At 41.4% G+C, this 25,709-nt stretch carries 21 protein-coding genes; 12 read left to right on the top strand and 9 right to left on the bottom strand.

The window, feature by feature from the left end:
* Positions 1-67: 67 nt before the first annotated feature.
* From GXP67_RS04560 to GXP67_RS04570, 3 genes are all read left to right on the top strand, one after another.
* Positions 68-1,465, top strand: a complete 1,398-nt coding sequence (locus GXP67_RS04560) for a TPR end-of-group domain-containing protein (RefSeq protein ID WP_162442065.1) — start codon at positions 68-70, stop codon at positions 1,463-1,465.
* 140 nt (positions 1,466-1,605) lie between these two features.
* Complete coding sequence (locus GXP67_RS04565; RefSeq protein WP_162442066.1) at positions 1,606-2,580, top strand: Kelch repeat-containing protein; 975 nt, start codon at positions 1,606-1,608, stop codon at positions 2,578-2,580.
* 17 nt (positions 2,581-2,597) lie between these two features.
* A complete protein-coding gene (locus GXP67_RS04570) occupies positions 2,598-4,166 on the top strand; it encodes a CocE/NonD family hydrolase (protein WP_162442067.1) in 1,569 nt (522 codons plus the stop codon).
* 50 nt (positions 4,167-4,216) lie between these two features.
* On the opposite strand, the gene GXP67_RS04575 is transcribed toward GXP67_RS04570, so the two are convergent.
* From GXP67_RS04575 to GXP67_RS04595, 5 genes are all read right to left on the bottom strand, one after another.
* Positions 4,217-5,734 carry a c-type cytochrome domain-containing protein gene (locus tag GXP67_RS04575; RefSeq protein WP_162442068.1) on the bottom strand — a complete coding sequence of 506 codons (1,518 nt, stop codon included), beginning with the start codon at positions 5,732-5,734 and terminating at the stop codon, positions 4,217-4,219.
* Between the two features lie 147 nt (positions 5,735-5,881).
* On the bottom strand, positions 5,882-6,358 hold the full coding sequence (locus GXP67_RS04580) for a hypothetical protein (protein WP_162442069.1): 477 nt from the start codon (positions 6,356-6,358) through the stop codon (positions 5,882-5,884).
* 38 nt (positions 6,359-6,396) lie between these two features.
* A complete protein-coding gene (locus GXP67_RS04585; protein ID WP_162442070.1) occupies positions 6,397-7,893 on the bottom strand; it encodes a DUF1501 domain-containing protein in 1,497 nt (498 codons plus the stop codon).
* Between the two features lie 59 nt (positions 7,894-7,952).
* Complete coding sequence (locus GXP67_RS04590; RefSeq protein WP_162442071.1) at positions 7,953-10,703, bottom strand: DUF1553 domain-containing protein; 2,751 nt, start codon at positions 10,701-10,703, stop codon at positions 7,953-7,955.
* 35 nt (positions 10,704-10,738) lie between these two features.
* On the bottom strand, positions 10,739-11,797 hold the full coding sequence (locus GXP67_RS04595; protein ID WP_162442072.1) for a twin-arginine translocation signal domain-containing protein: 1,059 nt from the start codon (positions 11,795-11,797) through the stop codon (positions 10,739-10,741).
* A gap of 482 nt (positions 11,798-12,279) precedes the next feature.
* Between GXP67_RS04595 and epsC the strand changes: the two genes are divergently transcribed.
* The 3 genes from epsC to GXP67_RS04610 all read left to right on the top strand — a co-directional run bounded on the left by epsC (position 12,280) and on the right by GXP67_RS04610 (position 14,653).
* Positions 12,280-13,113, top strand: a complete 834-nt coding sequence (gene epsC, locus GXP67_RS04600; RefSeq protein WP_162442073.1) for a serine O-acetyltransferase EpsC — start codon at positions 12,280-12,282, stop codon at positions 13,111-13,113.
* A gap of 98 nt (positions 13,114-13,211) precedes the next feature.
* A complete protein-coding gene (gene cysK, locus GXP67_RS04605) occupies positions 13,212-14,126 on the top strand; it encodes a cysteine synthase A (RefSeq protein ID WP_162442074.1) in 915 nt (304 codons plus the stop codon).
* An 89-nt stretch (positions 14,127-14,215) separates the two neighbouring features.
* The gene (locus GXP67_RS04610; protein ID WP_162442075.1) at positions 14,216-14,653 is read left to right on the top strand and encodes a hypothetical protein; all 438 of its coding nucleotides are present in this window, start codon (positions 14,216-14,218) and stop codon (positions 14,651-14,653) included.
* A 141-nt stretch (positions 14,654-14,794) separates the two neighbouring features.
* On the opposite strand, the gene GXP67_RS04615 is transcribed toward GXP67_RS04610, so the two are convergent.
* From GXP67_RS04615 to GXP67_RS04630, 4 genes are all read right to left on the bottom strand, one after another.
* Positions 14,795-16,078, bottom strand: a complete 1,284-nt coding sequence (locus GXP67_RS04615) for an adenylosuccinate synthase (RefSeq protein ID WP_162442076.1) — start codon at positions 16,076-16,078, stop codon at positions 14,795-14,797.
* A gap of 94 nt (positions 16,079-16,172) precedes the next feature.
* Positions 16,173-16,517, bottom strand: a complete 345-nt coding sequence (locus GXP67_RS04620) for an STAS domain-containing protein (protein ID WP_162442077.1) — start codon at positions 16,515-16,517, stop codon at positions 16,173-16,175.
* The gene (locus GXP67_RS04625) at positions 16,514-16,984 is read right to left on the bottom strand and encodes a Fur family transcriptional regulator (RefSeq protein ID WP_162442078.1); all 471 of its coding nucleotides are present in this window, start codon (positions 16,982-16,984) and stop codon (positions 16,514-16,516) included. Before GXP67_RS04625 ends, GXP67_RS04620 begins: the two co-directional genes overlap by 4 nt.
* A 185-nt stretch (positions 16,985-17,169) precedes the next feature.
* A complete protein-coding gene (locus tag GXP67_RS04630) occupies positions 17,170-18,054 on the bottom strand; it encodes a sugar phosphate isomerase/epimerase family protein (RefSeq protein WP_162442079.1) in 885 nt (294 codons plus the stop codon).
* 310 nt (positions 18,055-18,364) lie between these two features.
* Here GXP67_RS04630 and GXP67_RS04635 point away from each other — a divergent pair, with 310 nt between their 5' ends.
* The 6 genes from GXP67_RS04635 to secA all read left to right on the top strand — a co-directional run bounded on the left by GXP67_RS04635 (position 18,365) and on the right by secA (position 25,656).
* Entirely contained in the window at positions 18,365-18,814 is a 450-nt protein-coding gene (locus GXP67_RS04635) for a DMT family transporter (protein ID WP_162442080.1), read from the top strand.
* A gap of 124 nt (positions 18,815-18,938) precedes the next feature.
* On the top strand, positions 18,939-19,403 hold the full coding sequence (locus GXP67_RS04640; RefSeq protein WP_162442081.1) for a chromate transporter: 465 nt from the start codon (positions 18,939-18,941) through the stop codon (positions 19,401-19,403).
* A 313-nt stretch (positions 19,404-19,716) separates the two neighbouring features.
* The gene (locus GXP67_RS04645; protein ID WP_162442082.1) at positions 19,717-20,409 is read left to right on the top strand and encodes a porin family protein; all 693 of its coding nucleotides are present in this window, start codon (positions 19,717-19,719) and stop codon (positions 20,407-20,409) included.
* Between the two features lie 227 nt (positions 20,410-20,636).
* Complete coding sequence (locus GXP67_RS04650) at positions 20,637-21,269, top strand: porin family protein (protein WP_162442083.1); 633 nt, start codon at positions 20,637-20,639, stop codon at positions 21,267-21,269.
* A 155-nt stretch (positions 21,270-21,424) separates the two neighbouring features.
* Entirely contained in the window at positions 21,425-22,117 is a 693-nt protein-coding gene (locus GXP67_RS04655) for a porin family protein (RefSeq protein ID WP_162442084.1), read from the top strand.
* 167 nt (positions 22,118-22,284) lie between these two features.
* Positions 22,285-25,656, top strand: coding sequence for a preprotein translocase subunit SecA (gene secA, locus GXP67_RS04660; RefSeq protein WP_162442085.1), 3,372 nt, complete (start codon positions 22,285-22,287; stop codon positions 25,654-25,656).
* Positions 25,657-25,709: the final 53 nt, after the last annotated feature.

Consider the following 25,709-nt stretch of genomic DNA (forward strand, 5'->3'; position numbering starts at 1 on the left):
CCACTCCTATCGGATAGGAAGATGGGTTGCGAATTTTTTGCTTACTCGGATTATAATTTACATTCACATGTTTCAGACCATTCTAAAAAGCCTCATTTTTATAATTGGCTTGATTGGTTTTCCGGTGCTGGAAATAGTAGTGCAGGAAAAAGCCACACTTGACCAAGCGAATACAGCTATGCCAGATGCCAGAGCCAGGGCACACTTTATTTATCATCCTGCCAGCAAAGCATTGTTACTATTTGATGGATATGCCATCCACCTGGATTCAACGCAAAATGATGTATGGAAATGGGCACAGATTAAAGCTTTCGGACCAGGATCAAGAAGCGGCAATGCGGCTGCCCTACATACCAAAACCGGACAGATATACCTGTTTGGTGGCTGGGGAGAGAATTTCCTAAAAGATAATAAAGATGATACCTGGATATTCAACGGTTCAACCTGGGAGAAGGTCAATACCGGTCCAATAGATGCCCATGATCACCACAAAATGGTTTTCGCAGATCATCTGGGTGCCTTTGTCATATATAGTGGACGCAATGCCATAAGCGGCCAGCCTGACAGTCTTACCTGGTTGCTGAAAGAAAATGTATTTACGCCACTTTCTATCCCCGGCCCGGGACCAAGAGGTAATGTTGGCTTTGCATATGATCCTGGCCGGAAAAAACTAGTACTATTTGGCGGAAAACGCTACGATCAGCCAGCGGATTTGTGGGAATTTGATGGAAAGATCTGGAAGCAAATCGAAGTGCCTGATATAGGCGTTACTACCGGCCATGCCATGACCTACAGCGAAGAGCTACACATGATCATTATACATGGCACCAATGGAGAAACCTGGAACTGGAATGGGAAATCACTTTCTAAAATAGCTTCTGGTGGTCCTTTGGGATCTGGCCTTGCCCTGGGATATGACCCAGCAAGAAAAGTAATAGCAGCTTATGGCGGATTTGGAGAACACAATACTATAAAATCAGCTTTATGGGAATTGAAAGGCGGAGAATGGAAGAAAATTTCCGATAACGGAACCTGGATACAGACAAGCCTCAATTCTTATGAACGAATGGGTGACGCAGAAGCGGAAGCTTTTAATCAGGCTAATACATTGCTTGCAGAGAAAAAAATAACCCAAGCAGAAACTGTACTGTTGAAAGTCCTGAAGACAGGGATTAAAAGCCGGGCTTTGTATGCGCAGTTAGGACAAGTACAATACCAGCTGGGCAAGTATGAAGCAGGCGTACATGCCTACGAAAAACTGGTGGAGATTAAACCGATAGGCCATGATTTCTATGACCTCGCCAGGGGATATGCCAGAATCAATGAAACAGATAAAGCATTTATTGCCCTTTACAAAGCCATTGAGAATGGATATGGCAGCAAAGAACATTTTCAAAAGGAAAACGACCTGGCTTCCCTAAGGACTGACAACCGGTTTAAAGGTTTACTGGAAAAAGTAAAGTGATATATAATTTTCCGGAAGACAGAAGCACAACTCCCTTACGCTAATTATTACCCTTATTTTCCAGGTTCTCTTCCTACCCAGCCAGAAACAAAGAAGGATTGCAGCTTTTTCGCTTACTCAGATTATAAAGTCAAACAGATATGTATCAGTTTACCTTAAGCATTCTCTTTTTAGTAGTTGGGCTCATGGATAATCCGCTTCCACAGGCCAGGCACCTGGAAGAAGTCACTTTTGACACCCACCGCAACAAACTGATTTTATATGGTGGAGCGGTGGCGGAAGATGGCAAATTGAAAGAGTTTATCCAGGTGCATGAATGGGATGGCGCAGGCTGGAAAGATGTGAACACACCTGGCCCTGGCGGAAGAAGCGGACATGCCCTGGTCTATCATGCAGAGGAGAAAGTAACGTATCTGATAGGCGGTGCTTCTGAAGCAAAAAACCCATATGTTATCTACATGGATGTATGGCAATGGAATGGCAAGGACTGGAAACAGGTAAATTCAGAATGCCCGGTTAAAACACCCAAGGCCGTATATGATCCGGTAAATAAACGAATATTAGCCTACGGCGATGCCAGCGATAAAACCAAATTTATGTATGGCAAAGATCAGAAATTTGAATTGTGGGAATATACTTCAAATAGCTGGAAAAAATTATCCTCCGATGGGCCGCATACTGACGGGCCTACTGGTATTGCCTACGATACAAACAGGCAAACGCTGGTAATTCCAGACTGGGAAGAAGGCAAAGCAGTAGTATGGGAATGGAAAAATAATGCCTGGAAAAAGATTTCCTGTGACCAAAACTGTCCTTCGGCCCGTAACCGCTTTCCGGTAGTTTATTATCCTGAAGAAAAGGCAACTTATCTGTTTGGCGGCTTTACCGAAGATAGAAAACAGCTGGGTGATTTCTGGAAATGGGACGGCCGCCAATGGACACAAATCAATTTCTCAATTGGCCCTTCCGTCCGGAATTCCACCCATTTTGCTTATGGCCAGAATAGCCTGCTATTGTTTGGCGGTTCTGTTCCTAAACCAGGTTCCCCCGGACAAATCACGTTATGCAATGAACTCTGGCAGTGGAAAGCAGGGGCCTGGAAACAAATCCAATAACTTAGCGCTATACTGTTATGAAAACATCTTTGCTTTTTCTACTGCTATCCTTGGGATTTCCTCTGTTACGAGCACAGCCGGCATTCGAAAAACTGCCAATTGGACAATACCAGGTTGGGTTTAAAATTATCCCGATTACGGATAAATCACGGGTAAGCAAGCCTTTGTATAATTACCTGGGTGAGAAAGAAACTGGCAGCAGATACCGTACTTTTAACATTCATCTCTGGTATCCGGTCAAACCCAACACTGGCAAAGGCAAGATTACCTATGAGGAGTATTGTTATACAGAAAATCTGACTAGTACCAGTGGCTCTTTTGACGCAGAGAAAAAACATGGCTTAATAAATTCCTACCGGACGTATTTTCAAGGATACTTCGGCAATATCTCTGATGCAGACTGGAAAAAACTGTCAGAAACAGCCTTACTTTCTCAAAAAGAAGCTTCGCCTCTGAAAGAAAAATTTCCGCTGCTCATTGGAGTGTTGCGGCCTTTGTCTACCTCTATTACCAATGAATTGACGGCCAGTAATGGCTATGTGGTAGCTATGATCATTGGAGACAATGCCTCTGCCAGTAGTCCACAAATCAGGTTTATTGATGAAGTAACAGATATGCGACTAGCCATTGCACACCTCAATCAGGCAGGATTGATCGATGAAGAACGCATCGGAACCTATGGATTCAGCGGATCTGGATTTTCGCAGGTTTTACTGGCGATGCAAGATAAGCGTATTGGGGCATTGGCTGACATAGAAAGTGCTATTTATGGCGAATCTTCCTGGGATCAGCTGGCTTCTACCAACTATTATGATGTCAAAAAATTGCAGGTTCCTTTTCTGCACATCTATGGAAAAAGATTAGCGCAAGGCGACACACATTTTGAGGACTTTCACAAGAAAATCTACTCTGACCGATATCATCTGCAATTAAATTACCAGGGTTTGCATCACTGGGATATGGCTACGGAAGGCAGAGCCTCTACAACTATTCTGCACAACCGGGGAGAAAAAGAGCCTTCCCTGCGAGCAAGTTATGAACTGGTCAACCAGTATTTGCTGCATTTTTTTAATGCGGTACTAAAAAAAGATAAAACCTCCCAGCAAAAGCTAAGCGCTGCTACAGCTTTCTCTCAATATCCTGATTCCCTCTGGACATTTAAGCAGTATCCAGCATTGCCACCCCCACCAGATGTGCAACAATTTACAGAGGTAATTCAGAAAAAGGGAATAGATACAGCTTTAGTCATTGCCAGAAAATATATTACCCTGGATTCTACGGCTCCTTTTCTCCATGAAAATGCCATTAATCAACTGGCACATACCTTCAGGCGGCAGAATAAGCCCACAGAAGCCTTAACACTCATGGAATTTGCTACGGAAGTACATCCCAGAGAGGCCTGGTTATGGAATAATCTGGGCAGTATGCAGGAAGATCTTGGAAATAAGGCTGAAGCTATCCGCCATTCAGAGAAAGTACTCCAGATGCTGCCACCTACACAAACTACAGATATGTCATTTGATGCCCGTATCCGCCGGAATTCTGCCGCCCGGCTGGAGCGGTTGAAGACTATTAATTCTAATTGATAAGAGTTTCTTTCGTTAGAATAGCTTTAATAAAAATCCTAAAAGAATGCCTACTTTTTCTGACTCACCACTTTTACCTGAGAGTTTTTTTGTGCAGTTGAAATGGTATCTTTTTCCACCCAGCCAGTATTGGCAACAAGTCCAGGAATTTGTTTTTGCAAATTCTGAACGCCTTCCGGGCTTACCTGGGTTTGCCAGAGATAGAGGGTTTTTAGGTTTTTTAAAGAAGCGAGTTGCGCCAAGCCTTTATCACTAACCTGGGTATTATACAAATTGAGGTATTCCAGGTTGGGCAATCCTTTCAGATGTGCCAGGTATTCGTCGGTAATATTGGTTTTATCCATCCGCAACCTGGTCAGATTAGGCAGTTTAGATAAATCTTTTAATCCTTCCGGGGTAAGTTTTGCGTCGCTTAAATCCAGCCATGCGACTTGCTGTGCTACTGTGAGCAGATTTTTGATCTGTTCAGCGCCAAATGTATTTTCAGCAGCTGTAAATTTTACCTGCAAATAATGATTATCCTGGGAAATAGACATTACCATAAATCCTGCTTTTTTAAGGGTGGCAATCGAAGCTGCATTGGCTGGTGCTACTTGTTTAGCAAAAATACCGGTAGGCTTGCCTTCATCTTCTGAGGATACACCCATTTTAGCTAACGCCTCTTTTACGGGTTCATCTATTTTCGCCTGGGCTACTTTTTTATCTGGCGAGGCACCCTCATCTATCCACCAGCGGATGAGTTCGATCTGGGCTTTCGTGAGTTGCTTTTTGCCTTTAGGTGGCATGTGGTCATCGTGTTCCAGCGGAAGCGTAATGTGCTTGTATAAGGAACTTTCCGCCGATTTACCGGCGACCAGTACTTTTCCATCTTCTCCGCCTTTCATCAGGTCGGCAAAATTGTGCATCAATAAGTCGCCTTTCTTTTTCTCGGGGTTGTGACAACTGATACAGCGTTCTTCAAAAATGGGATGCACAATATCTGTATACAAAACGGCTTCCTGAATATTGGTAATAGGCTTGGCAACCGTTTTCGTTTGTACAGGCAATCCAGCCAGGGTACGCAATGGTCCAGGCATGTATTGGGTAAGATATTCAGAACCATGCGTGAGATTGCCCCCCAGATGTCCAGCTGCCATCAGAGAAACCATGCTTACCGAAAGAGCAGGAATGTAGGCTTTCCTGGCCATATTGACTTTTCCCTCCGAACGGATTTTAAGATAATAGGCTATTGCTGCCGTAACAGCAACTCCAATCCCAAACCACTGATGCCAGAAAAGCGCATCCTCATCATAACCTCCTTCAAAAGACAGAAAATAACCTAACAAGGCGGCGGCCACCGCACTAATTGTTCCTAAGAGCAATACCAGTGAAGTAGCATGTCTTACTTCGTGAAAGCGCTGCAGGCGTGAAAAGCATTCCAGTAAAAAGGCAATAATTAAAAAACCAATGGGCAGGTGCACAAACAGCGGATGAAAACGCCCTAGAAATAACAAAAATGCTGATGGTTCTTCTGATGCGGCTTCTGCAGCAAAAGCTGTGTTAGATACCACAAACATGAATAAGGGCATAATAAATACTAACCTTAATAATTTATTGAATATTAACATGTTTTATCCTCTTTTCGAATCTTCTCTGTTCACTAATAGCAATTCCAGTTCTTGTTTCCAGAAACCATCTTCAGATAATATTGCTGCATCCATTTCCTTAAAAAAACGTTATAATTCATCAAAATGGACATCATCAAAATTTGAATCTAATATTGCGCTTTCTCCATTTTCTAGTATCACACTTTCAACAAACTTTTTATAAACAACTATACATTCTCCCATTTGCTGAATTGAAGAATTCATAAATTGGGCTGAAAATAAATCTTCGTGATCTAACCATTCTATTATACAATCTTTCTTGGTATTTATAGCAATTGGATTACCACTTACATCAGACCCAATAATAATATACTGGTCAAAACTGTAATTACTATTTTCTTCTTGTATATCTTTTAGAAAACCATAAACATCTGATAACTTAAAGATTCCTTTGTAGATCTCATCGCTGTCTTCAAAAAAACTTAGGAATGGTGCACATTCATTTGGCAAACCTATGTTAACTAAAAAATCAAAGGTTAATTTATTTAATTGAAAGCTCCTGACTCTATCTACTGAGAAAGTTGATAATGGCGTATGATCTTTCAACCAAGTCTGTTTATATTCCTCTATTATCACTACCGTTATTACGCTAAAATATCCCGCACTACTCTTCCATGGACATCTGTGAGGCGGAAGTTACGGCCCTGGAAATGATAAGTAAGTTTCTCATGATTCATCCCCAGCTGGTTCAAAATAGTAGCTTGTAAGTCGTGCACATGCACTTTATTTTTTACGCCATAGTACCCAATTTCATCGGTTTCCCCATAAGAAACGCCTCCTTTAACTCCTCCGCCAGCCATCCACATGGTAAACGCTTCGGTATGATGATCGCGGCCTGTATATGGATTTTGTTTGCCTTCGCGGTTTTCCAACATAGGCGTACGTCCGAATTCGCCACCCCATACGATTAGGGTTTCTTCCAGCAATCCTCTTTGCTTTAAGTCTTGTATCAAGGCTGCCATGGGCTGATCTACTTCTTTACAACGGTCCATAAAGCCAAAATTTAATGCTTCCTCTTTCCCTGCTCCATGTGCATCCCATCCCCAGTGGAAAAGCTGTACAAAACGAACATCCCGTTCAATTAACCGGCGGGCAAGCAAGCAATTATTGGCAAAAGCAGCCTGGCCAGGTTTGGTGCCATACATCTGGTGAATGTATTCCGGCTCTTTGGAAATATCCATGGCTTCGGGTACTGACACCTGCATTTTAAAAGCCATTTCGTACTGGGAAATCCGCGATAATATTTCAGGATCGCCCACTTCCTGGTATTGCTGCTCATTGATCTGGTTAATGGCATCCAGGGAATGGCGGCGCAGATCACGGTTCATGCCTTTCGGATCAGACACATACAACACCGGATCGCCTTTGGAACGGCATTCTACCCCCTGATAAACAGTTGGCAAGAATCCACTGCCATATGCGCTTTTTCCGGCATCTGGCTGCTTGCCGCCAGAAACCAGTACAATAAATCCTGGCAAGTTCTGGTTTTCAGAACCTAAGCCATAAGTTACCCAGGCACCCATACTCGGCCTTCCCAAACGTCCGTTACCAGTTTGCATGAGCAACTGCGCAGGGGCATGGTTGAATTCATCGGTATGCATGGCTTTCAGAAAAGCCACATCGTCGGCCACCTGCGAGAAATAAGGTAAGTGTTCAGAAATCCAGGCACCGGATTGTCCATGCTGTTTGAATTGCGCCTGTGGACCCAGCATTTTAGGAACTCCTTTAATAAACGCAAACCGTTTTCCTTCCAGCAAGGATTGCGGACAATCCTGGGCATGTAACTTCTGTAATTCTGGTTTATAATCGAATAGTTCCAGTTGGGAGGGTGCACCAGCCATATGCAGGAAAATCACCCGTTTGGCTTTGGGTGCAAAATGAGAAGCCCTGGCGAGTAAAGGATTATTCCGGTCGGGTTCAGAGAGTGCTGCTATATCTTCATTTTTTCCGGTTCCAGATGAATTACACCCCATCAAAGAACCTAAAGCCATCGCACCCAGACCAGTCGTGCATTTGAGAAGGAAATGCCGCCTGGTGACGTGTTGCAAACGCTCGAATTCCGCTTGTTCTAAAATATTCATGCTGATTTTCTTTTAAAGTCTACAGCTCATTTTCAGCCGGACATACATATTCTATTTATCTATTCCTTAGTTATCACCTCATCCAGATTCAAAATGGCGTTGGCAACTACAGTAAGAGAAGCCAGGTGTTTGTCTGCTTGTTCCGTTTTACCTGTCATCTGAAAAACTTCATCTGGTTTAGCCTGGTAATACGCTTCTGATTTGGCATATAGGTCTTTCAGAATATTCAGTTTTGCAGCACTGGGCTCCCGTAAGGTAGCTAGTTTATAGCCGGTTTTTAATTGGTTTTCCAGCTTTTCATCCGACTCTTTAATCATTCGCTCAGCTAGTCCCCGGGCGGCCAGAATGTATACTGTATCATTGAGTGTCACCAGTGCCTGAAGCGGTGTATTGGTGCGAATTCGCCTGGACACACAGATTTCTCGCACCGGGCTATCAAAACTAACCATAGATGGATACGGCGTAGAGCGGCGCCAGAAAGTATATATACCTCTCCGGAAAGCATCTTCTCCTTCAGACGTTTTCCATTGCCTGCCGCTATACACAATCTGCCATACGCCTTCTGGCTGGGGCGGCATTACACTTTGCCCTCCTATTTTCTGGCTTAATAAACCACTTACCGTAAGCGCCTGGTCACGTACCTGCTCGGCAGACAAACGGACTCTCGGCCCTCTGGCTAATAAGCGGTTGTACAGATCTTTTTCTTGTAGCTCAGGTGTTACTTTGGAAGATTGCCTGTAAGTAGCTGACATCACCATTTGTTTTAGTAATTTTTTAACACTCCATTTATGCTCCTGCATTAGCTGAAGCGCCAGCCAGTCTAATAATTCCGGATGAGAAGGTTTCATTCCCTGAGAACCAAAATCCTCCAGGGTTTCTACAATTCCTACTCCAAACAACTGCTCCCAGAAACGGTTTACAGCCACTCTTGCGGTAAGCGGATTCTGGGGACTCACCATCCATTTAGCCATAGCCAGCCTGTTTTTGGGGGAATCTTTTGGCAAGGAAGGCATGGAAGCAGGCACATCACTTTGTACCTCTTTGCCATGCACCAGCCAGTTTCCTCTGGTAAATACAAAGGTCTTTCTCCGGAAATCCTGGTTATTTTCGATCAGAATAGGCGTTTTTTCAATGTCTGGCAGGTTAAATAAATCTATAAACTGCTTTTGAATCTCTGCATAGCCTTTTTCCCCGGCTCCAGGCAAAGGGTCATCTACAACCAGCCATTCAATGGTGCAAATTACACCAGTTGCTTTAGAATCTTTGAAGACAAAATACAGATCATGCACCCCTTGCAGCGAACCAATAGTATAGCTTTTCACTGTAAATTTCCACCGGCTACCGGTTCCTTCCAGTTTCAATGTACCAATTGATTCTCCTTCCAACCCGTCTTTCCGGATGTCTACTGTAACATCGTTGGTTTGGGTGCCATAACTCATTAACAGCTGTGTTTTCCCATGCAGGTTAACGTTGCGGAGCCTGGCAAAACCACCATTGTCTGCTGCCAGGTACTTTCCATCGCTTAGGGCACTTTTCACCAGCGAATCAAAATCATGCGAATGGATTTTAGGCTCTCCGATTTTTATCAGGTTTACAAACTTCTTCGCCTGTGCCTCTTTTTCCTTATCCGGCGCATGGGTTTGAATCCATTCTTTTACCTGTTGAATTTTAGGCTCATCTTCTGTCTTAAAAGTCGTTAGAGTGGGTGCTTCGTTGGGTGTATCTTCGTCACGGGTATTATTGAAAAAAGAAAAGAATTTGTAATACTCTTCCTGCCGAAACGGATCATAGGGATGGCTATGACATTGCACACAACCCATGGTCGTTGCCTGCCATACTTCCCAGGTGGTATTCACTCTATCGATCACAGCTGAGTTACGAAATTCTTCATCGTCGGTACCGCCTTCGTCGTTGTTAGTCGTATTGCGGTGAAAGCCAGTAGCGATCAATTGTTTTTCTGTAGGTTCTGGCAGTAGGTCTCCAGCCAGTTGCTCTACGGTAAACTGGTCGAAAGGCAAATCTTTGTTGAAAGATTCAATGACATAATCTCTATACCGCCAGATGTTTCTAAAATCATCTTTTTCATATCCTTTAGAATCAGCATAACGGGCCAGATCGAGCCACATTGCTGCCCAGCGCTCGCCATAATGCGGAGAAGCCAGCAGCCGGTCTACCGCTTTTTCGTAGGCATTCGGTGAATCATCTTTGAGGAAAGAATCTACTTGCGCTGAAGTGGGTGGCAAACCAGTGAGGTCAAGGCTTACTCTGCGTAATAAAGTGGTTTTTTCGGCTTCCGGTGAAGGTTGTAAGCCTTCGTGTTCCAGCTTTTTCAGGATAAAATTGTCAATGCCATTTTTAGGCCAGTTGGTAGTTTCTACTTCCGGAATTGGTCTTTCCTGAGGTTTGATATACGCCCAGTGATCTTCCCATTCTGCCCCCTGTTTGATCCAGGTTTTAAGCTTATCTATTTCTTCTTTACTTAGCGGAGGGGCATCCAGAGGCATCCGGTATTCCGGATCATGATGTGTGAGGCGTTTGATCATCTCGCTTTCACCAGGCTTTCCAGGAACAATCGCATATTCGCCGGACTCTCCTTTATCCAATGCTTCTTCCCGGAATAGTAAACTAAAGCCTCCGTTTTTCTTTACCCCTCCATGACAGGTGATGCATTTACTATTGAGGATCGGACGGATTTCTGCATTAAAATCAATTTTTTCCTCTTGTGTACACGAAAGGGCAGCCATTACCAGGGTACTCAAGTATACTCCGGAAAGCAAACGCAGTTTTATATTTTTCAGCAGAAACCTCATATTATTTTCCTTCAACAACTGGTTATGAACTTAAACTATACGCGTTCCAGCTTAATCGGATAGGTTTTACCGGAATTCCACTGGGCCACATATAAATTCTTATCATCATCGATACACACATCATGGGCATTTTTAAAGGTATTTCCAACCTGAGACAATTGTTGCAAACTTCCGCCATTATAAGCAGGCTGGCTTCCTCCAGGATTAGATACTACCTTATCATTTTTATCCAGAATAGTTACAAATCCGGTTCCTGAATTCCAGGGCATTTTAGATACAAGCACTGCTGCATAAATATTATTTCCATTCACTACCGGACGGCATACATAGGCCCCAGGCAATGGAATAGTAGCCATATATTTTCCGTCCATGCTAAAGCGTTTGAGCGCATTCTGTTCCCTGGAACTTACCACTATACTAGGTTTATTTTTATTTCTGTTGTCAATACATACGCCATGTGCCTGTTGAATATTGGCATCTGCCTCTCCTTTTCCGCCAAAATGCCGGATATATTCACCTTTGGCATTGTACTGAATAATATAGCTTTTACCATATCCATCGGCTACGTAAATATCTCCATTAGTAGCGATAGCCGTTTCAGTAGGCTTGTATTCATCCGCAGAAGCATATACACCAGTTTCTTTAGGATAGGATAAAGTCATGATTACTTTTCCGTCAGTAGTAGTTTTATACACCTGATGGCGGTCATGATCGGTAATAAACAGGAAATCTTCACCTCCTTCTTTCCACAGGGTTAATCCATGTGCACCAGGATATTCTGAGCCCCAGGATTTGATCAGTTTACCTGATTTATCGTAGATAATGACGTTATTCTTGGTTTCATTGGTAAGCAAAATGATCCGTCCTTTGGAATCCTGTACCATTTCGTGGCAATCTTTTACCGGAGTCTGACTGGCATCCAGTATGCCCCAGCCTTCTACTACTTTATATTGGTAGGAACCATGCCCTATCGTTTCTTTAGCTAATTTCTGTTTTTTATGAATAAAGAAATGCTGCGGAACAAAAAGAGCAGCACCTGCGCCAACGGCAGCCTGTGCAATAAAATCTCTTCTGGTGAGGGTTGAGGGTTTCATAAATGAGTGTAGAATGAGATCGAAAAAATTTACAATCACGAATATACAAAACTTTTTATTGCCAAAGTCATAATATATCCATTTTGTTGTCAGTGATGAAATAACAGGAGTATTCAATAAACGGGATATTTTATTAGGAAAAAAAGGCATTCTATGAATCATATGCCTATTTGACCCATTACATACTTAAGAAATAAAGGTTCGTATTCCATTGCATGGCAAAATATACCCTGAAAACTATCCTGAAATCTGCAGCACGAGTCTCTGGCTTAGGCAGCGATAGCTAAAGAGATAAAATAATGTATAACAGAAACAGGGTGCATTGAACTATTTTTGTTTAAAATAGTTTGAAACAGAAGGGCTAGTCTGGCAGAAAGAATGTACTTCTTTACCGCCAGTTTACTGGCAGCAGAAGTCCTATTTACATCTTCCTTTACATCGATATTTATCAGGCTATTTATACTTACAGGTAATTTTTTACAATGGATGCTGCTTTTATCTCTGCCTTGTATGCATCGCATCAGGCAACCGAGGGAATACCCCGGAGAACCATGGTTTTTTCGTTTGCGGAAGAACTGTTATACACCCTTTTTCCTCATTTTTCAGAAAGAGCCTATCTGTCTGAAAAACAGATAGAAGACCAGTTACGAAAGTTAAGCCAGGATTTTATCCAGATCCTTAAAACGACAAATTTTCAAACTATTCTTTCTGACCAGGTACTGGCAGAAAAATTCTTATCGCATCTGCCTGTTATTTATACCTCTTTGCGAAAAGATGCAGAAGCTATTGTTCGGGAAGATCCTGCTGCTAAAAATACGGATGAAGTGATTCTGACCTACCCGGGATTTTTTGCCATTGCTATTTACCGCATGGCTAACATATTATATAAGCTGGAAGTGCCCTATATTCCCCGGATGCTTACCGAGTATGCCCATCAGAAAACAGGCATTGATATACATCCTGGTGCCCAGATCGGCGCTTATTTCTGTATAGATCATGGAACTGGTATTGTGATCGGGCAAACAACGGTGATTGGCAATCATGTAAAATTGTATCAAGGCGTTACCCTGGGTGCGGTGAGTGTAGAGAAAGCATTATCAAATGTCAAACGCCACCCTACCATTGAAGATCATGTGGTAATTTATGCCAATGCCACCATTCTGGGCGGACATGTAACCGTAGGAGCACATAGTGTGATCGGTGGTAACGTTTGGCTCACCGAAAGTGTACAACCCTATTCCAAAGTGTACCATAAAAGCCAGATCAAGGTAAGCGGCCAAAAAGAAGTAGAGCAATTTCTGGAATTTTACATATAATTTCGTAGCATGCCGGCAACACGGCAAATGCCATTCACTGTAATTTTCTACAGTTGAGATTTTGCTAAGCCATATTCATTTAAAACATTAAACTATTCATGAGAGCCAATTCAATTCTTGAAACTATTGGAAATACACCATTAGTCAGAATCAATCGCCTGTTTGATAAACGTGTGCAAGTATGGATGAAAATGGAACGTGCTAATCCTGGTGGAAGCATTAAAGACCGGATTGCCCTGTCTATGATCGAAGATGCGGAAAAACGAGGAATTCTTAAACCGGGCAGTGTGATTATTGAACCAACATCCGGGAATACTGGGGTTGGCCTGGCAATGGTTGCTGCTGTAAAAGGATACAAACTGATACTGGTAATGCCAGAATCCATGTCTATTGAAAGGCGCAGATTAATGTCGGCGTATGGGGCTACCTTTGAACTAACGCCGCGTGAAAAAGGTATGAAAGGAGCGATTGAACGTGCCCATCAGATGGTAAATGCTGACCCAAAAGCCTGGATGCCCATGCAATTTGACAATCCAGCTAATATCCGGGTACACCAGGAATTTACCGCCCAGGAAATTATCCGTGATTTTCCGGAAGGCTTTGATTATATGATCACCGGCGTAGGCACCGGCGGACATATTACCGGATGTGATATTGTGCTGAAAGAAAAATTTCCGAACATGAAATCTTTTGCTGTAGAACCTGCTTTATCTGCGGTAATTAGCGGCGGTACGCCTAATCCGCATCCGATCCAGGGTATAGGAGCCGGATTTATTCCCCGTAACCTGCACACCGACCTTCTGGATGGGGTGATTACTGTTTCCAAGGAAGAAGCCTTTGATTATTCGGTACGTGTGGCCAGAGAAGAAGGCATTTTTGTAGGTATTTCTTCCGGTGCTTCTCTGGCAGCAGTAGCAAAAAAACTGCCTGAAGTGCAAGATGGAGCCAAAATTCTCACTTTTTGCTACGATACTGGGGAACGTTATTTATCCATTGAAGGATTGTTTGTGTGAGATTAGTTGTTAGTTGATCGTTTTTGGCTATTAATTTAGTGATAAGAACTATTTTAAAATTCAAAAGTTTGAAGTTGTACTCATCCATAATGTTGAGCTTTTTGTGTGTTCATATTTCTTATGGGCAATTAATAAAAACGCACAGAAATGTTGAACAATCGAAGGATTTAGCTTTTTCAGTAATGTTTAACTCCTTGTGGGCTGAATTATCATTAGCTGCTAAATCAAAAGATACAACCATCATTCTAACAGATGCGGATAAGGCTTTTTATTACACGTTTGATATAATCATTGATACTTCCCTTTCTGATACAATGGTTATTCCAGTATCAAAATATGCAGAATTATCCGCTAGATATTTTGAAATGAAGACCAATTTAAAACGTCCTACTTTCGAAAGCTATTTCCCAACTCCATATTTAACTTATAATTTGATAAAAAAATGGGAGAAATGGTATAGAAGGAACAAACACAAAATTGACTATTACTTATTAGTTCAAGAAATAAATAAACTGAAGGATAATTAATTCTTATGCTTAATATCTAATCATACATCAATCAGACTGCCTCAACAAATAGTCACGTTTGTGAGAGTTTTATATTACCTTTTAAAGCAAAAGCCTTGATTCACAACAAATCAAGGCTTTTGCTTTAAAAGTTTTCAGGTTTTACTTCACCATACTTTCCCTTTGCAAAGTAGCTACTCTATCCGGTCCTACGGAAAGGAAAGTAACTGGTAAACCAAGATATTCTTCGATGAAAGAAATATAATTACTCAGTTCAAACGGAAGATGGTCAAAACTGGAGATGTGGTCGAGGGAAGAATTCCAGCCAGCAAATTCTTTATATACCGGCTCAACGCCTTCTTCAATCAGATCATACGGAAACTGGTCAGTAACAGAGCCGTTTTTGAGTTTATAATGTGTGCATATCTTAATTTTTTCAAAGGTACTCAACACATCGGCTTTCATCATAATCAGTTGCGTAACGCCATTGAGCATAATGGCATATTTGAGTGCAGGCAGATCCAGCCAGCCACACCGCCGGGGACGGCCAGTCGTAGAACCGAATTCACGTCCTATTTTACGCAGGGTTTCGCCTTCTTCGTTCAGTAGTTCTGTTGGGAATGGCCCTCCTCCTACCCGGGTGCAATAGGCTTTAAAAATGCCGAATACTTCACCAATATGCCTGGGAGCTACACCTAATCCGGTACAAGCACCGGCAGTCATGGTATTGGAACTGGTTACAAAAGGATAGGAACCAAAATCGATGTCGAGTAATGAACCCTGGGCTCCTTCCGCCAGAATGGTTTCCTGCATTTGCAGCGACTCATTGATCATATATTCACTATCAACCAGTGTAAACTGCTTCATGAAGTCAATAGCTTCGAAGAATTCTTTTTCCACAGAAGCCAGGTCATACTGGTATTGATAGGAGTCGAGAATAGCCGTATGTTTGGAACGAAGGCTTTTATATTTCTCCGGAAAATTGTCTGATAAAATATCACCCACCCGTAAACCTTGCCGGGCAATTTTATCAGCATAGGTTGGTCCGATTCCTTTCAGGGTTGAACCAATTTTTTGTTCACCCTTAGAATTTTCATAGGCAGCATCCAGCAGGCGGTGTGTAGGAACAATCAACTGGGCTTTTTTGGAAACATACAGGTTCTTTCGCAGGTCTACTTTTAGCTTACTGAGGGCTTCTACTTCTTTTCTGAAAATAACAGGGTCCAGTACCACCCCATTGCCAATAATATTTTTGATATCCTGCCTGAAAATGCCGGACGGAATCTGGTGCAATACATGTTTTATACCATCGAATTCCAGGGTATGCCCTGCATTGGGGCCACCCTGAAAACGCGCCACTACCTGGTATTTGGGAGCTATAAAATCAACTATTTTACCTTTTCCTTCGTCGCCCCACTGCAAGCCTAATAATACGTCTACACTCATGATCTCTTAACTATTTCTTATGATGGTTTTAATTGAACAGATGCTCCACTGAGCTTATTTAATACTATTTATATGTATAGAAAATTCAGTTTTGTTACTCGCTTTTTAACTTGACTACAGCTGCTGCATGGTCTTCTACAATCGTAAAAATGGCGTTGAGCTTTGTGATGATAAGTAGTTTTTGCACCTGCTCAGAAGGTTTAGTGAGCACCATTTCTCCGCCTCGTGTACGGAATTTGGTCAGTAATGTAGTAAGCGTATTAATACCGCTGCTATTCATGTATCTGATCTGGGAAATATCTGCTACGCATAATAATATGCCTTGCTTTATAATGGAATCTACTGCCTTCAATAAACTCTGGCTATCTTCAAAGCCGGTCATATCACCTGTTAAGGTAATTCTTACAATCTGATCGCTAATCTGGGTGGTATATGTCATTTTACGAGGCTTTTATTTTCGCAAGTGACATTGGTGCAGGTTCCGTAAAATATTAAAGAATGGTGCAATACTTTAAAGTTCAACAGATTACCTACCATATTCTGGATATTCTGCACCCTGGGATCGCAAAACTCTAATACCTTATGGCACTCGGTACAAATCAGGTGGTCGTGCTGGCGGTATCCAAAAGATTTTTCATACTGCGCCAGATTTTTGCCAAACTGATGTTTCGTTACCAGGTCACAATCTACCAGAATATCGAGTGTATTATATACGGTAGCACGGCTCACCCGGTAGTTTTTGTTTTTCATGCTGATATATAAAGACTCTACATCAAAATGACCATCGCGGGTATATATTTCCTCCAGAATCGCAAAGCGTTCGGGTGTTTTTCTTAACTCTTTGTTTTCAAGATATGCAGTAAATATTTTCTTTACTTCTGCAAAATTGGCTTGGTTAAGGGGCATATATTTAATTACGAATTACAAATTAATAATTATGAATAAAACCGGTATACAGACCCGGTGGTTTGCCAAGCTGATTTCAATTCCTTCGCTTATTGCAAAGGTAGGCAAAATCCCGGTGAACTGGTTGATAAACGGGTGAGAAGATGAGCTATTTTTATAGAAACAAGTTCGGCGCGAAAAGTAAATTATGACCGGCTTTCAGGAAAAATAGTCCGCATGAACTGAATATTTTGCTGGTAACTTTCCAGAATTTCCTTCTTTTCAGGTATGGCTCCTTCCATTTGCAGCCATCCGGTATATCCTATATCATTGATACATTGCCGTACCCGGGCAAAATCGATTTTTCCCTGGCCCAGTAAAAAGCCATTTTCCTTGGCATGAAACTCACAAATCTGGTCTTTGCCCAGCCACCGGATTTCCTCGTAAATGTCGTAGCCCATGTGATTAGAATTGGCTACATCGTAATATACTTTTACATTCGGCGAACCAACCGCTTCAATGATCACCATATGTTCTCTGGCACTTAACCATGACTCTATGCCTAGTACAACGCCTGCCCTTTCAGCTTTCGGAGCTACTTTTTTCAATCGTTCGATTACCACTTTCTGTCCTGGCTCATCATTTTTTAAATCACCATGATGGAAAAAGGCAAGCAATATATTTTTAACGCCTAAAGCCTTCGCCACATCAATACTATCGCTGACCCAGGCTTCTGTACGGGGATCTGATTTATAGGGCACGTTATTTAATTCACCAATGGCTAGTCCACCAATACGAACCCCATGTTGTTTAGCCGCTTTTTTGTAAGCTTCCTGTATATCTTTACGCCGCAGGTGCATGTCGTTTGCCACGCTACCCAGGCTAAGTTGAACACCATCCAGGCCAATTCTTGCCCCCATCTCCATAGCTTCTACATTGCTCGTTTTCCCAATCGACCAATCACAGGCACCAATATTAAATAGACTTTTTTTAAATGGAGTTGTGGCAGCGCCAGCCAATATATTACCGCCAAAACTACTGATTCCAGTAAGGGCAGCGGCACTCCGGATGATATCTCGTCTGGTAGGCATAGGATATTATTTAAAGAATAAATTAATAAAATTATTGGTTACATACATATCTATAGTCAAAAAATAGTTGACCATTACTGAAATTCAGCTTGGGAATCAGAATTTTTATTTCGACACAAAAGATTTTCTGCTTTACAATCAGGATTTGTAATTTGCACGATCAATAGGGTATAAAGTTGAAATGTAGAAAACCAGTAGCCAGCGTCAGAATACACGCTATGTTTCAAATCCATTCTCAACTTTAGCAGGTTCCAGTTAACAAGTGTACAATTATCCTTCAATTTTATATTTCAAATCCATTATCGCACCTATGCCTAAAGAAATGTATTATGTATTGGCATTGCTGGCAGGTACAGCTGTAGCCGTTCAAACTGGTGCCAATGCCCAGCTCAGGCTTATTGTTCATAGCCCCATTATTACGGCCTGTATATCTTTTCTGGTAGGCACCACGGTTCTGTTACTCTATGTACTTATTGCCAACCGGCAATATATCCCAGAATTCAGTGTGGTTTCGCAAATTAGCTGGTGGAAATGGATAGGAGGAATTATGGGGGTAATTTACATCACTACGGTTGTGGTGGTAGCTCCAAAAATCGGAGCAGCGAATACGCTGGGATTTATTGTGGCAGGCCAGTTAATTTCGGCAGTATTATTCGATCATTTTGGCTGGATTGGATTTGATGTACGGCCAATTAGTTTATGGCGTATATTAGGTGTTATTTTTTTGATCTTAGGTGTATTTCTGCTCAGGAAGCAATAGTATTCAATGTTGCAACCCCCTGAAAAAGAAGCTTGTTAATTGAAATGTTTGTAAGGTAAATGAGGGTTACTTATACCCGTCACCTACATTAAATCTGTATTTCATCTAACAATTATACTTAATCATGCAAACCAATCATTCTGCTCAACCTGATGCCTCAAAAGTAGTTTTTGAACAACAAATCGAAGGTTACTTCTTAGATAAAGCACCCTTCCAGATTCCTGCCCACATTAAAGAAGCCATTGTAAAATATGCTCCGTGGATTAATCTGGTATTGATGTTTTTTTTATTACCAGCGCTATTGGTTGTATTAGGTATTGGTACGTTGCTTGCGCCTGCCGGATTTCTGGGTGGCATTGGTAGTGGCTTTACCTATATGCTTACGATTGGCCTTTCGGTAGTAGCATTAGCCTTGAGAATACTGGCTTTACCAGGCTTGTTCAGCAGAAAACGCAGTGGCTGGGTATTTACCTATTATGGTGATTTAATTAATATAGTACTGAACATTATTTCATTCAGCCTGTTCGGCTTATTGTTTGATCTGATCTTCTTATTTGTATTATTCCAGGTGAGAAGTTACTATAAGTAAACACGAACTAAACAGCATATAACTTATGGGTGTCAGATTATTTAATCTGGCACCCGTTTATTTTTTCATAAGATTATTATCCATTATCAATCAGTTATTTACATTTGTTCAGCTAATGCTCAAATAAAATAAGTTCTTTAAGTTGTATCCTTAACTGGCCTTTTTAGTCTTATACCAAGGTAATTCTACCTCCATTCCTTACACCACATCACAAACAGATTTGTTTACTTCTCTATGTGTTGATTAATCTATCGCTGCAAATGCAATTGTGCCTTTGTATAATCAAAACAAATTATTTTCAATCAAATTAATCATGAAAAAAGTATTACTTTCAGTAGCAGCGATGGTTGCATTTGGTTTTGCCGGCCATGCACAAGTTTCTTTTATTCCTAAAGCCGGTATTACCTTTTCCAATGTGGCTGTAAAAGAAAAAGAAGACAACCAGAAATCTAATCTTGCCATGGTTGCTGGTTTTGGAATCAATCTTCCTATATCTGAAGACGGCTTCTTTTCTGTTCAGCCTGAATTATTGTATATTCAGAAAGGCGTAAAATATGAAGAGGATGGAAATTATATTAAAACTTCTTTCAATCACATTGAATTACCAGTATTAGCCAAAGTGTCTTTCGGAAGTGATGCTTTCAAAGCCTATGTAAATGCGGGTCCTTCATTTGCTTACAATATGGGTGGTAAAACCACATTAAAATTTAATGATGAAAAAGAAAGCATGAAACTCCGGTTTGCTGATAAAGAAGATACTGATGAAATCTCTTATATCGATCCGGAATATAGTAATAGAACAGACTTCGGTGTACAATTTGGAGGTGGTTTAGGTTTCCAGGCAGGCCCAGGCATGCTGTTATTGGATGTACGTTATGGACTGGGGTTAACTAATTTTGAAAAAACACCTGAAAAATTGCCTGTAGGTGTAACAAAAGAAGATTATAAATCACAAAACCGGGTAGTAGCCATTAGTATAGGTTATGCTATTCCATTAGGAAACTAATTGATAGAATAGTTATTTTTCTAAACCGCTTCTGTTCAATCGGAAGCGGTTTTTTGTTTGTAATTTTTTTAGTAAAACAATCTGTTCAATCATTAGTGAAACACTATAATAACTACTGTATAGCAAACCTAGCAATTTATTCTCCGTATGATATAAGTAGTTGATTACGCTACAGATAAAATAGTGAAATCAAAACAAACCAATTAACCATAATTTTTTAAATAGCTATGAAAAAAATAGTATTATTAACAGCCCTGGTATTCACACTGGGCTTTGCAGCAAATGCACAATCATATATTATTCCCAAAGGAGGGGTAGTATTTTCTAATTACAAAAACACCGGATCTGGCATAGAGGGCCGTACTGGTTTTGTAGGAGGTTTAGGGTTAAGCATACCTGTTACATCTGATAATTTCTTTACCATTCAGCCCGAGTTACTCTATATTCAGAAGGGCGCCAAGTTTGCTACCAATCTGGCTACAACCAGAGTAGGCGATACATATATCAATTACTTTGAACTACCTGTGCTCGCTAAAATTAACTTTGGCGGAGAATCCTTTAAATTATATGTGAACGGAGGTCCGTCTGTATCTTATGCGCTGTTTGGAAAAACCAATAACACAGATATTGAATTCGGCGATGGTGCAGATGTTTCCTTTAATAACCGAATTGACCTGGGGTTACAGTTTGGTGGAGGAATAGGAATCAAAGCCGGCCCAGGTGATATTTTACTGGATGCCCGGTATGGACTTGGCCTTTCTAATCTATTGGATGATCCTATTGCCGGAACAGATAATGAACTTCAAAACCGGGTATTTGCCTTCACAGTTGGATATGCTATTCCACTTGGCGGAAGATAATAAGCTGATTTACTACAAATTTCAAGAGCTGTGAAAACACAGCTCTTTTTGTATATGGCTGACAGGTAATAAATACCTAAAAATGGTTATTTTCTCAGGTAAAAAAATAGATAGATTTAGCGCAAAATATTCAACAAAGCTTATTTCTATCTATCGTGAAAAAATCCATATCCTCCCTTGTCATTAGCCTCTTTTTTTGTTTTACTTCCTACGCACAGATATCCTTTATCACAAAGGCTGGTGTAACATTTTCCGACATTAACTTTGATAAAAAGCAGCCGGAACAGCAATATAAAATGGGTCTGGTAGCTGGAGCCGGCTTTAATTTGCCAGTTATTAAAGATTTCTTTTCAATACAGCCAGAGTTGTTGTACATACAAAAAGGATATATATCTGAGTTGAATCTTCAGGCCATAGACAACGATGATCCTATTTTAATTTCAGGTAAATACCAGGACCGTATTCATTTAAACTATCTGGAACTACCTGTGCTTGCTAAAATATCCTTTGGCGGCGAAATTATCAGAGCATATGTTAATGCAGGTCCTTCCCTGGGATATTGTATTAAGGGCGTAAGAAAGATTGAGGGAGAAGAAAGAAAAACGGAGTCAGATATTAAGTTTGGCCATGATCAGTATTTTGACAACCGGTTTGACTTTGGTGCCCAGTTTGGCGGAGGAATAGGTTTGCAGGCAGGGCCAGGAGTTTTGTTGCTGGATGTGCGTTATGGCCTGGGGTTTTCAAACTTATATAAAACCGGAAATACTGTAAGCCAAGAAGAAGCTCAATCCAAGCACCAGGTATTTGCTCTTACTATGGGATATGCTATTCCACTGGGCAAAAAATAAACAAGCATAATTACGCTCAAAAACCCAGATTTTATAAGTCCTGATTTTAAACTTTCCTGCTGATTCCCACATTGTAAAAAAAAACGTAAATTTGTAAGCTCAATACCCTGCTATCCGTTAATAGGAAAGCAGCCGTTTTATTCAACTTACGCTAGATTAGGAATATCATGTTAGATATACTCACCAAGGGAATTACCAAAATCTTCGGTACCAAGTCAGAACGAGATCTGAAAGAACTTACACCATATGTAGGCAAGGTAAACGAAGAATACAATAAACTACAAAACCTTTCGGATGACGAGTTGCGGGAAAAAACCACAGAAGTCAAGCTACAAATCCAGCAGAAGCTTCAAACTATTGATGAACAGCTAAGCGCTCTTCACAAGAAAATTGAGGAAAATCCGGAGCTCGACATTAATGAGAAAGAAGCTATTTTTACCCAGACCGACAAACTGGAAGAAGAACGGGACAAACAGCTGGAAGTAGTATTACTGGAAGTGTTGCCGAAAGCCTTTGCCATTATAAAAGAAACAGCCAGGCGTTTTAAAGAAGCAGGGAAACTCGAAGTTACAGCTACTATGCATGATAAAAAGCTGGCGGCTACCAAAAAGAATGTTGAAATCATAGAAAACAAAGCAATCTGGCATAACCGCTGGATGGCTGCAGGCAACGAAATCGTGTGGGACATGCTCCATTACGATGTGCAGCTCATTGGTGGGGTAGTACTTCATCAGGGGAAAATCGCTGAAATGGCTACCGGTGAAGGTAAAACCCTGGTAGCTACTTTACCGGCGTTTCTGAATGCACTTGCTGGCAGAGGTGTACATATTGTTACGGTAAACGACTATCTGGCCAAACGGGATTCTGAGTGGATGGGGCCATTGTTTGAGTTTCATGGCATGAACGTGGATTGTATCGACAAACATCAGCCTAATTCTGCAGAGCGGAAAAATGCATATCTGGCTGACATTACCTACGGAACCAACAACGAATTCGGCTTCGATTACCTGCGGGATAATATGTCCAGGAGTCCGGAGGAACTGGTGCAGCGCAAACATCATTATGCTATGGTCGATGAGGTAGATTCTGTGTTGATTGATGATGCCCGTACGCCTCTTATCATTTCCGGACCTATACCCAGAGGTGATGAACATGAATTTTATGATCTTAAACCACGTATTTCCAGGCTGGTAGATGGACAGAAGAAAATAGTGATGGACTTTCTGAATGAAGCAAAGAAAAAAATTGCTGCCGGGGATGAAAAAGAAGGTGGACTGGCTTTATTCAGGGCGCACAGAGGTTTGCCTAAATATAAACCGCTCATTAAATACCTGGGCGAAATCGGAATGAAAACCCTTATGCAGAAAACAGAAAATTACTATCTGCAAGAAAATGCGAAACTAATGCCGGAAGCGGATGCACCTTTGTTGTTCACTATTGATGAAAAACAAAATCAGATCGAACTCACTGAAAAAGGCATTGACTATATTACCGGCTCTGGCGAAGACCCTACTTTCTTCATTCTGCCAGATATTGGTACAGAAATCGCCCAGCTGGAGAATGATAAATCATTATCTGACCAGGATCGTTTATCAAAGAAAGATGCCATCATTTCAGATTATTCTGTAAAAACCCAGCGTATCCACTCTATCAATCAGTTGCTAAAAGCATATACACTATTTGAAAAAGATGTGGAATACATCATTGTAGAAGGCAAAGTAAAAATTGTAGACGAACAAACCGGCCGTGTGATGGAGGGCCGCCGGTATTCCGATGGCTTACATCAGGCCATAGAAGCCAAGGAAAATGTAAAAGTAGAAGATGCTACCCAGACGTATGCGACGGTAACCCTTCAAAATTACTTCCGGATGTATCATAAACTAGCCGGCATGACTGGTACTGCCGAAACAGAAGCAGGCGAATTCTGGCAGATATATAAGCTAGATGTGGTAGTAATTCCTACCAATAAAAATATCGTCCGGGCAGACAGGGAAGATAAAGTGTTCCGCAGCATCCGGGAAAAATATAATGCGGTAGTAGAAGAAATCGTAGAACTTACCCAGAAAGGCCGCCCCGTACTGGTAGGTACTACTTCTGTAGAGATTTCAGAACTGTTGAGTCGCATGCTTACCCTGCGGAAAATAAAGCACCAGGTCTTAAATGCTAAATTCCACCAGAAAGAAGCAGAAGTAGTAGCAGAAGCCGGTAAACCATCCACCGTAACCATTGCTACTAACATGGCAGGCCGGGGTACAGATATTAAACTTACCCCTGAATCCCGTTCGGCAGGTGGTCTGGCTATTGTGGGTACAGAACGGCATGAATCCCGCCGGGTTGACCGTCAGTTAAGAGGCCGTTCAGGTCGTCAGGGAGATCCTGGTTCTTCTCAGTTCTTTGTTTCCCTGGAGGACAATCTGATGCGCCTTTTCGGCTCCGACCGTATTGCTAAACTCATGGACCGGATGGGCCTGGAAGAAGGCGAAGTCATTCAGCATTCCATGATTACCAAATCTATTGAACGGGCACAGAAAAAAGTAGAGGAAAATAACTTTGGTATCCGTAAACGCCTGCTTGAATATGATGATGTGATGAACTATCAGCGGGAAGCCATTTACAAACGACGGAGGAATGCCTTGTTTGGTGAAAGATTGCAGCTTGATATCTTAAATACACTCTATGATACCTGCGAAGACATTGTAAACAATACCCAGGGTAACCTGGATGGCTTTAAACTGACCGTGATTGGTACCCTTGGATTTCAGCCCAGTATTCCAGATGAAGAGTTTGGTAAGCTAAATATAAGTCAGCTTACCAGTAAGCTATACAATGAAGCGGAAAAGCATTATTATGCTAAAAGCAAACGCATTGCCGAAAAAGCTTTCCCAGTATTACAGGATGTATTCCAAACACGTCCGGGTATTGAAGAAGTAGTAGTTCCGTTTACAGATGGTTCACGGCAGATTGCTATAACAGCTAATTTGAAGAAAGTAGTAGATTCACAAGCCAGGGAATTGGTAAGGGCGATGGAAAAAATCTCTACACTTGCTTTTATTGACCAGGAATGGAAAGAGCACCTGCGTGAAATGGATGACTTAAAACAATCCGTACAGAATGCAGTATTCGAACAAAAAGATCCATTGCTGATTTATAAGTTTGAATCGGTAGAATTATTTAAGCGTTTTGTAGCCAAAGTAAATGGCGATACCATATCCTTCTTACTCAAAGCAGATATTCCGGTACAAGACAGTGATGAGGTAAGAGAGGCTCGCAGACAACGTCAAGTGCAGCAAAAGTTAAAAACAAGCAAAGAGGAAGCTCATTCAGCCCTGGAAAACAATAGACCTTCACAACCTATTCCTGCTAATGATGTGCCACTCCCTCCTCCAGCCGAAAAAGTAGCTCCTATTAAATCGGCAAAGGTAGCTAACCGGAATGATATCGTAACAGTACAATATATGGATGGTAGTGTAAAAAAGGATGTAAAATACAAAAAGGTAGAAGAAGACCTGAAAAATAATAAGTGTATTTTAATCGATTAAATATATAAAGCCCTCGTAGCATTTCACCTATGAGGGCTTTTCAAATTTCGACC

The organism is Rhodocytophaga rosea (genome assembly GCF_010119975.1).
Taxonomy (GTDB): Bacteria; Bacteroidota; Bacteroidia; order Cytophagales; family 172606-1; genus Rhodocytophaga; species Rhodocytophaga rosea.

Coding starts and splice junctions, on each gene's coding strand:
- GXP67_RS04620 (WP_162442077.1), bottom strand. CDS start 16,517: ATGACATATACCACCCAGATTAGCGATCAGATTGTAAGAATTACCTTA.
- GXP67_RS04615 (WP_162442076.1), bottom strand. CDS start 16,078: ATGAGTGTAGACGTATTATTAGGCTTGCAGTGGGGCGACGAAGGAAAA.
- GXP67_RS04630 (WP_162442079.1), bottom strand. CDS start 18,054: ATGCCTACCAGACGAGATATCATCCGGAGTGCCGCTGCCCTTACTGGA.
- secA (WP_162442085.1), top strand. CDS start 22,285: ATGTTAGATATACTCACCAAGGGAATTACCAAAATCTTCGGTACCAAG.
- GXP67_RS04610 (WP_162442075.1), top strand. CDS start 14,216: ATGTTGAGCTTTTTGTGTGTTCATATTTCTTATGGGCAATTAATAAAA.
- GXP67_RS04595 (WP_162442072.1), bottom strand. CDS start 11,797: ATGAAACCCTCAACCCTCACCAGAAGAGATTTTATTGCACAGGCTGCC.
- GXP67_RS04590 (WP_162442071.1), bottom strand. CDS start 10,703: ATGAGGTTTCTGCTGAAAAATATAAAACTGCGTTTGCTTTCCGGAGTA.
- GXP67_RS04570 (WP_162442067.1), top strand. CDS start 2,598: ATGAAAACATCTTTGCTTTTTCTACTGCTATCCTTGGGATTTCCTCTG.
- cysK (WP_162442074.1), top strand. CDS start 13,212: ATGAGAGCCAATTCAATTCTTGAAACTATTGGAAATACACCATTAGTC.
- GXP67_RS04635 (WP_162442080.1), top strand. CDS start 18,365: ATGCCTAAAGAAATGTATTATGTATTGGCATTGCTGGCAGGTACAGCT.
- GXP67_RS04625 (WP_162442078.1), bottom strand. CDS start 16,984: ATGCCCCTTAACCAAGCCAATTTTGCAGAAGTAAAGAAAATATTTACT.
- epsC (WP_162442073.1), top strand. CDS start 12,280: ATGGATGCTGCTTTTATCTCTGCCTTGTATGCATCGCATCAGGCAACC.
- GXP67_RS04645 (WP_162442082.1), top strand. CDS start 19,717: ATGAAAAAAGTATTACTTTCAGTAGCAGCGATGGTTGCATTTGGTTTT.
- GXP67_RS04575 (WP_162442068.1), bottom strand. CDS start 5,734: ATGCCCTTATTCATGTTTGTGGTATCTAACACAGCTTTTGCTGCAGAA.
- GXP67_RS04560 (WP_162442065.1), top strand. CDS start 68: ATGTTTCAGACCATTCTAAAAAGCCTCATTTTTATAATTGGCTTGATT.
- GXP67_RS04650 (WP_162442083.1), top strand. CDS start 20,637: ATGAAAAAAATAGTATTATTAACAGCCCTGGTATTCACACTGGGCTTT.
- GXP67_RS04585 (WP_162442070.1), bottom strand. CDS start 7,893: ATGAATATTTTAGAACAAGCGGAATTCGAGCGTTTGCAACACGTCACC.
- GXP67_RS04565 (WP_162442066.1), top strand. CDS start 1,606: ATGTATCAGTTTACCTTAAGCATTCTCTTTTTAGTAGTTGGGCTCATG.
- GXP67_RS04640 (WP_162442081.1), top strand. CDS start 18,939: ATGCAAACCAATCATTCTGCTCAACCTGATGCCTCAAAAGTAGTTTTT.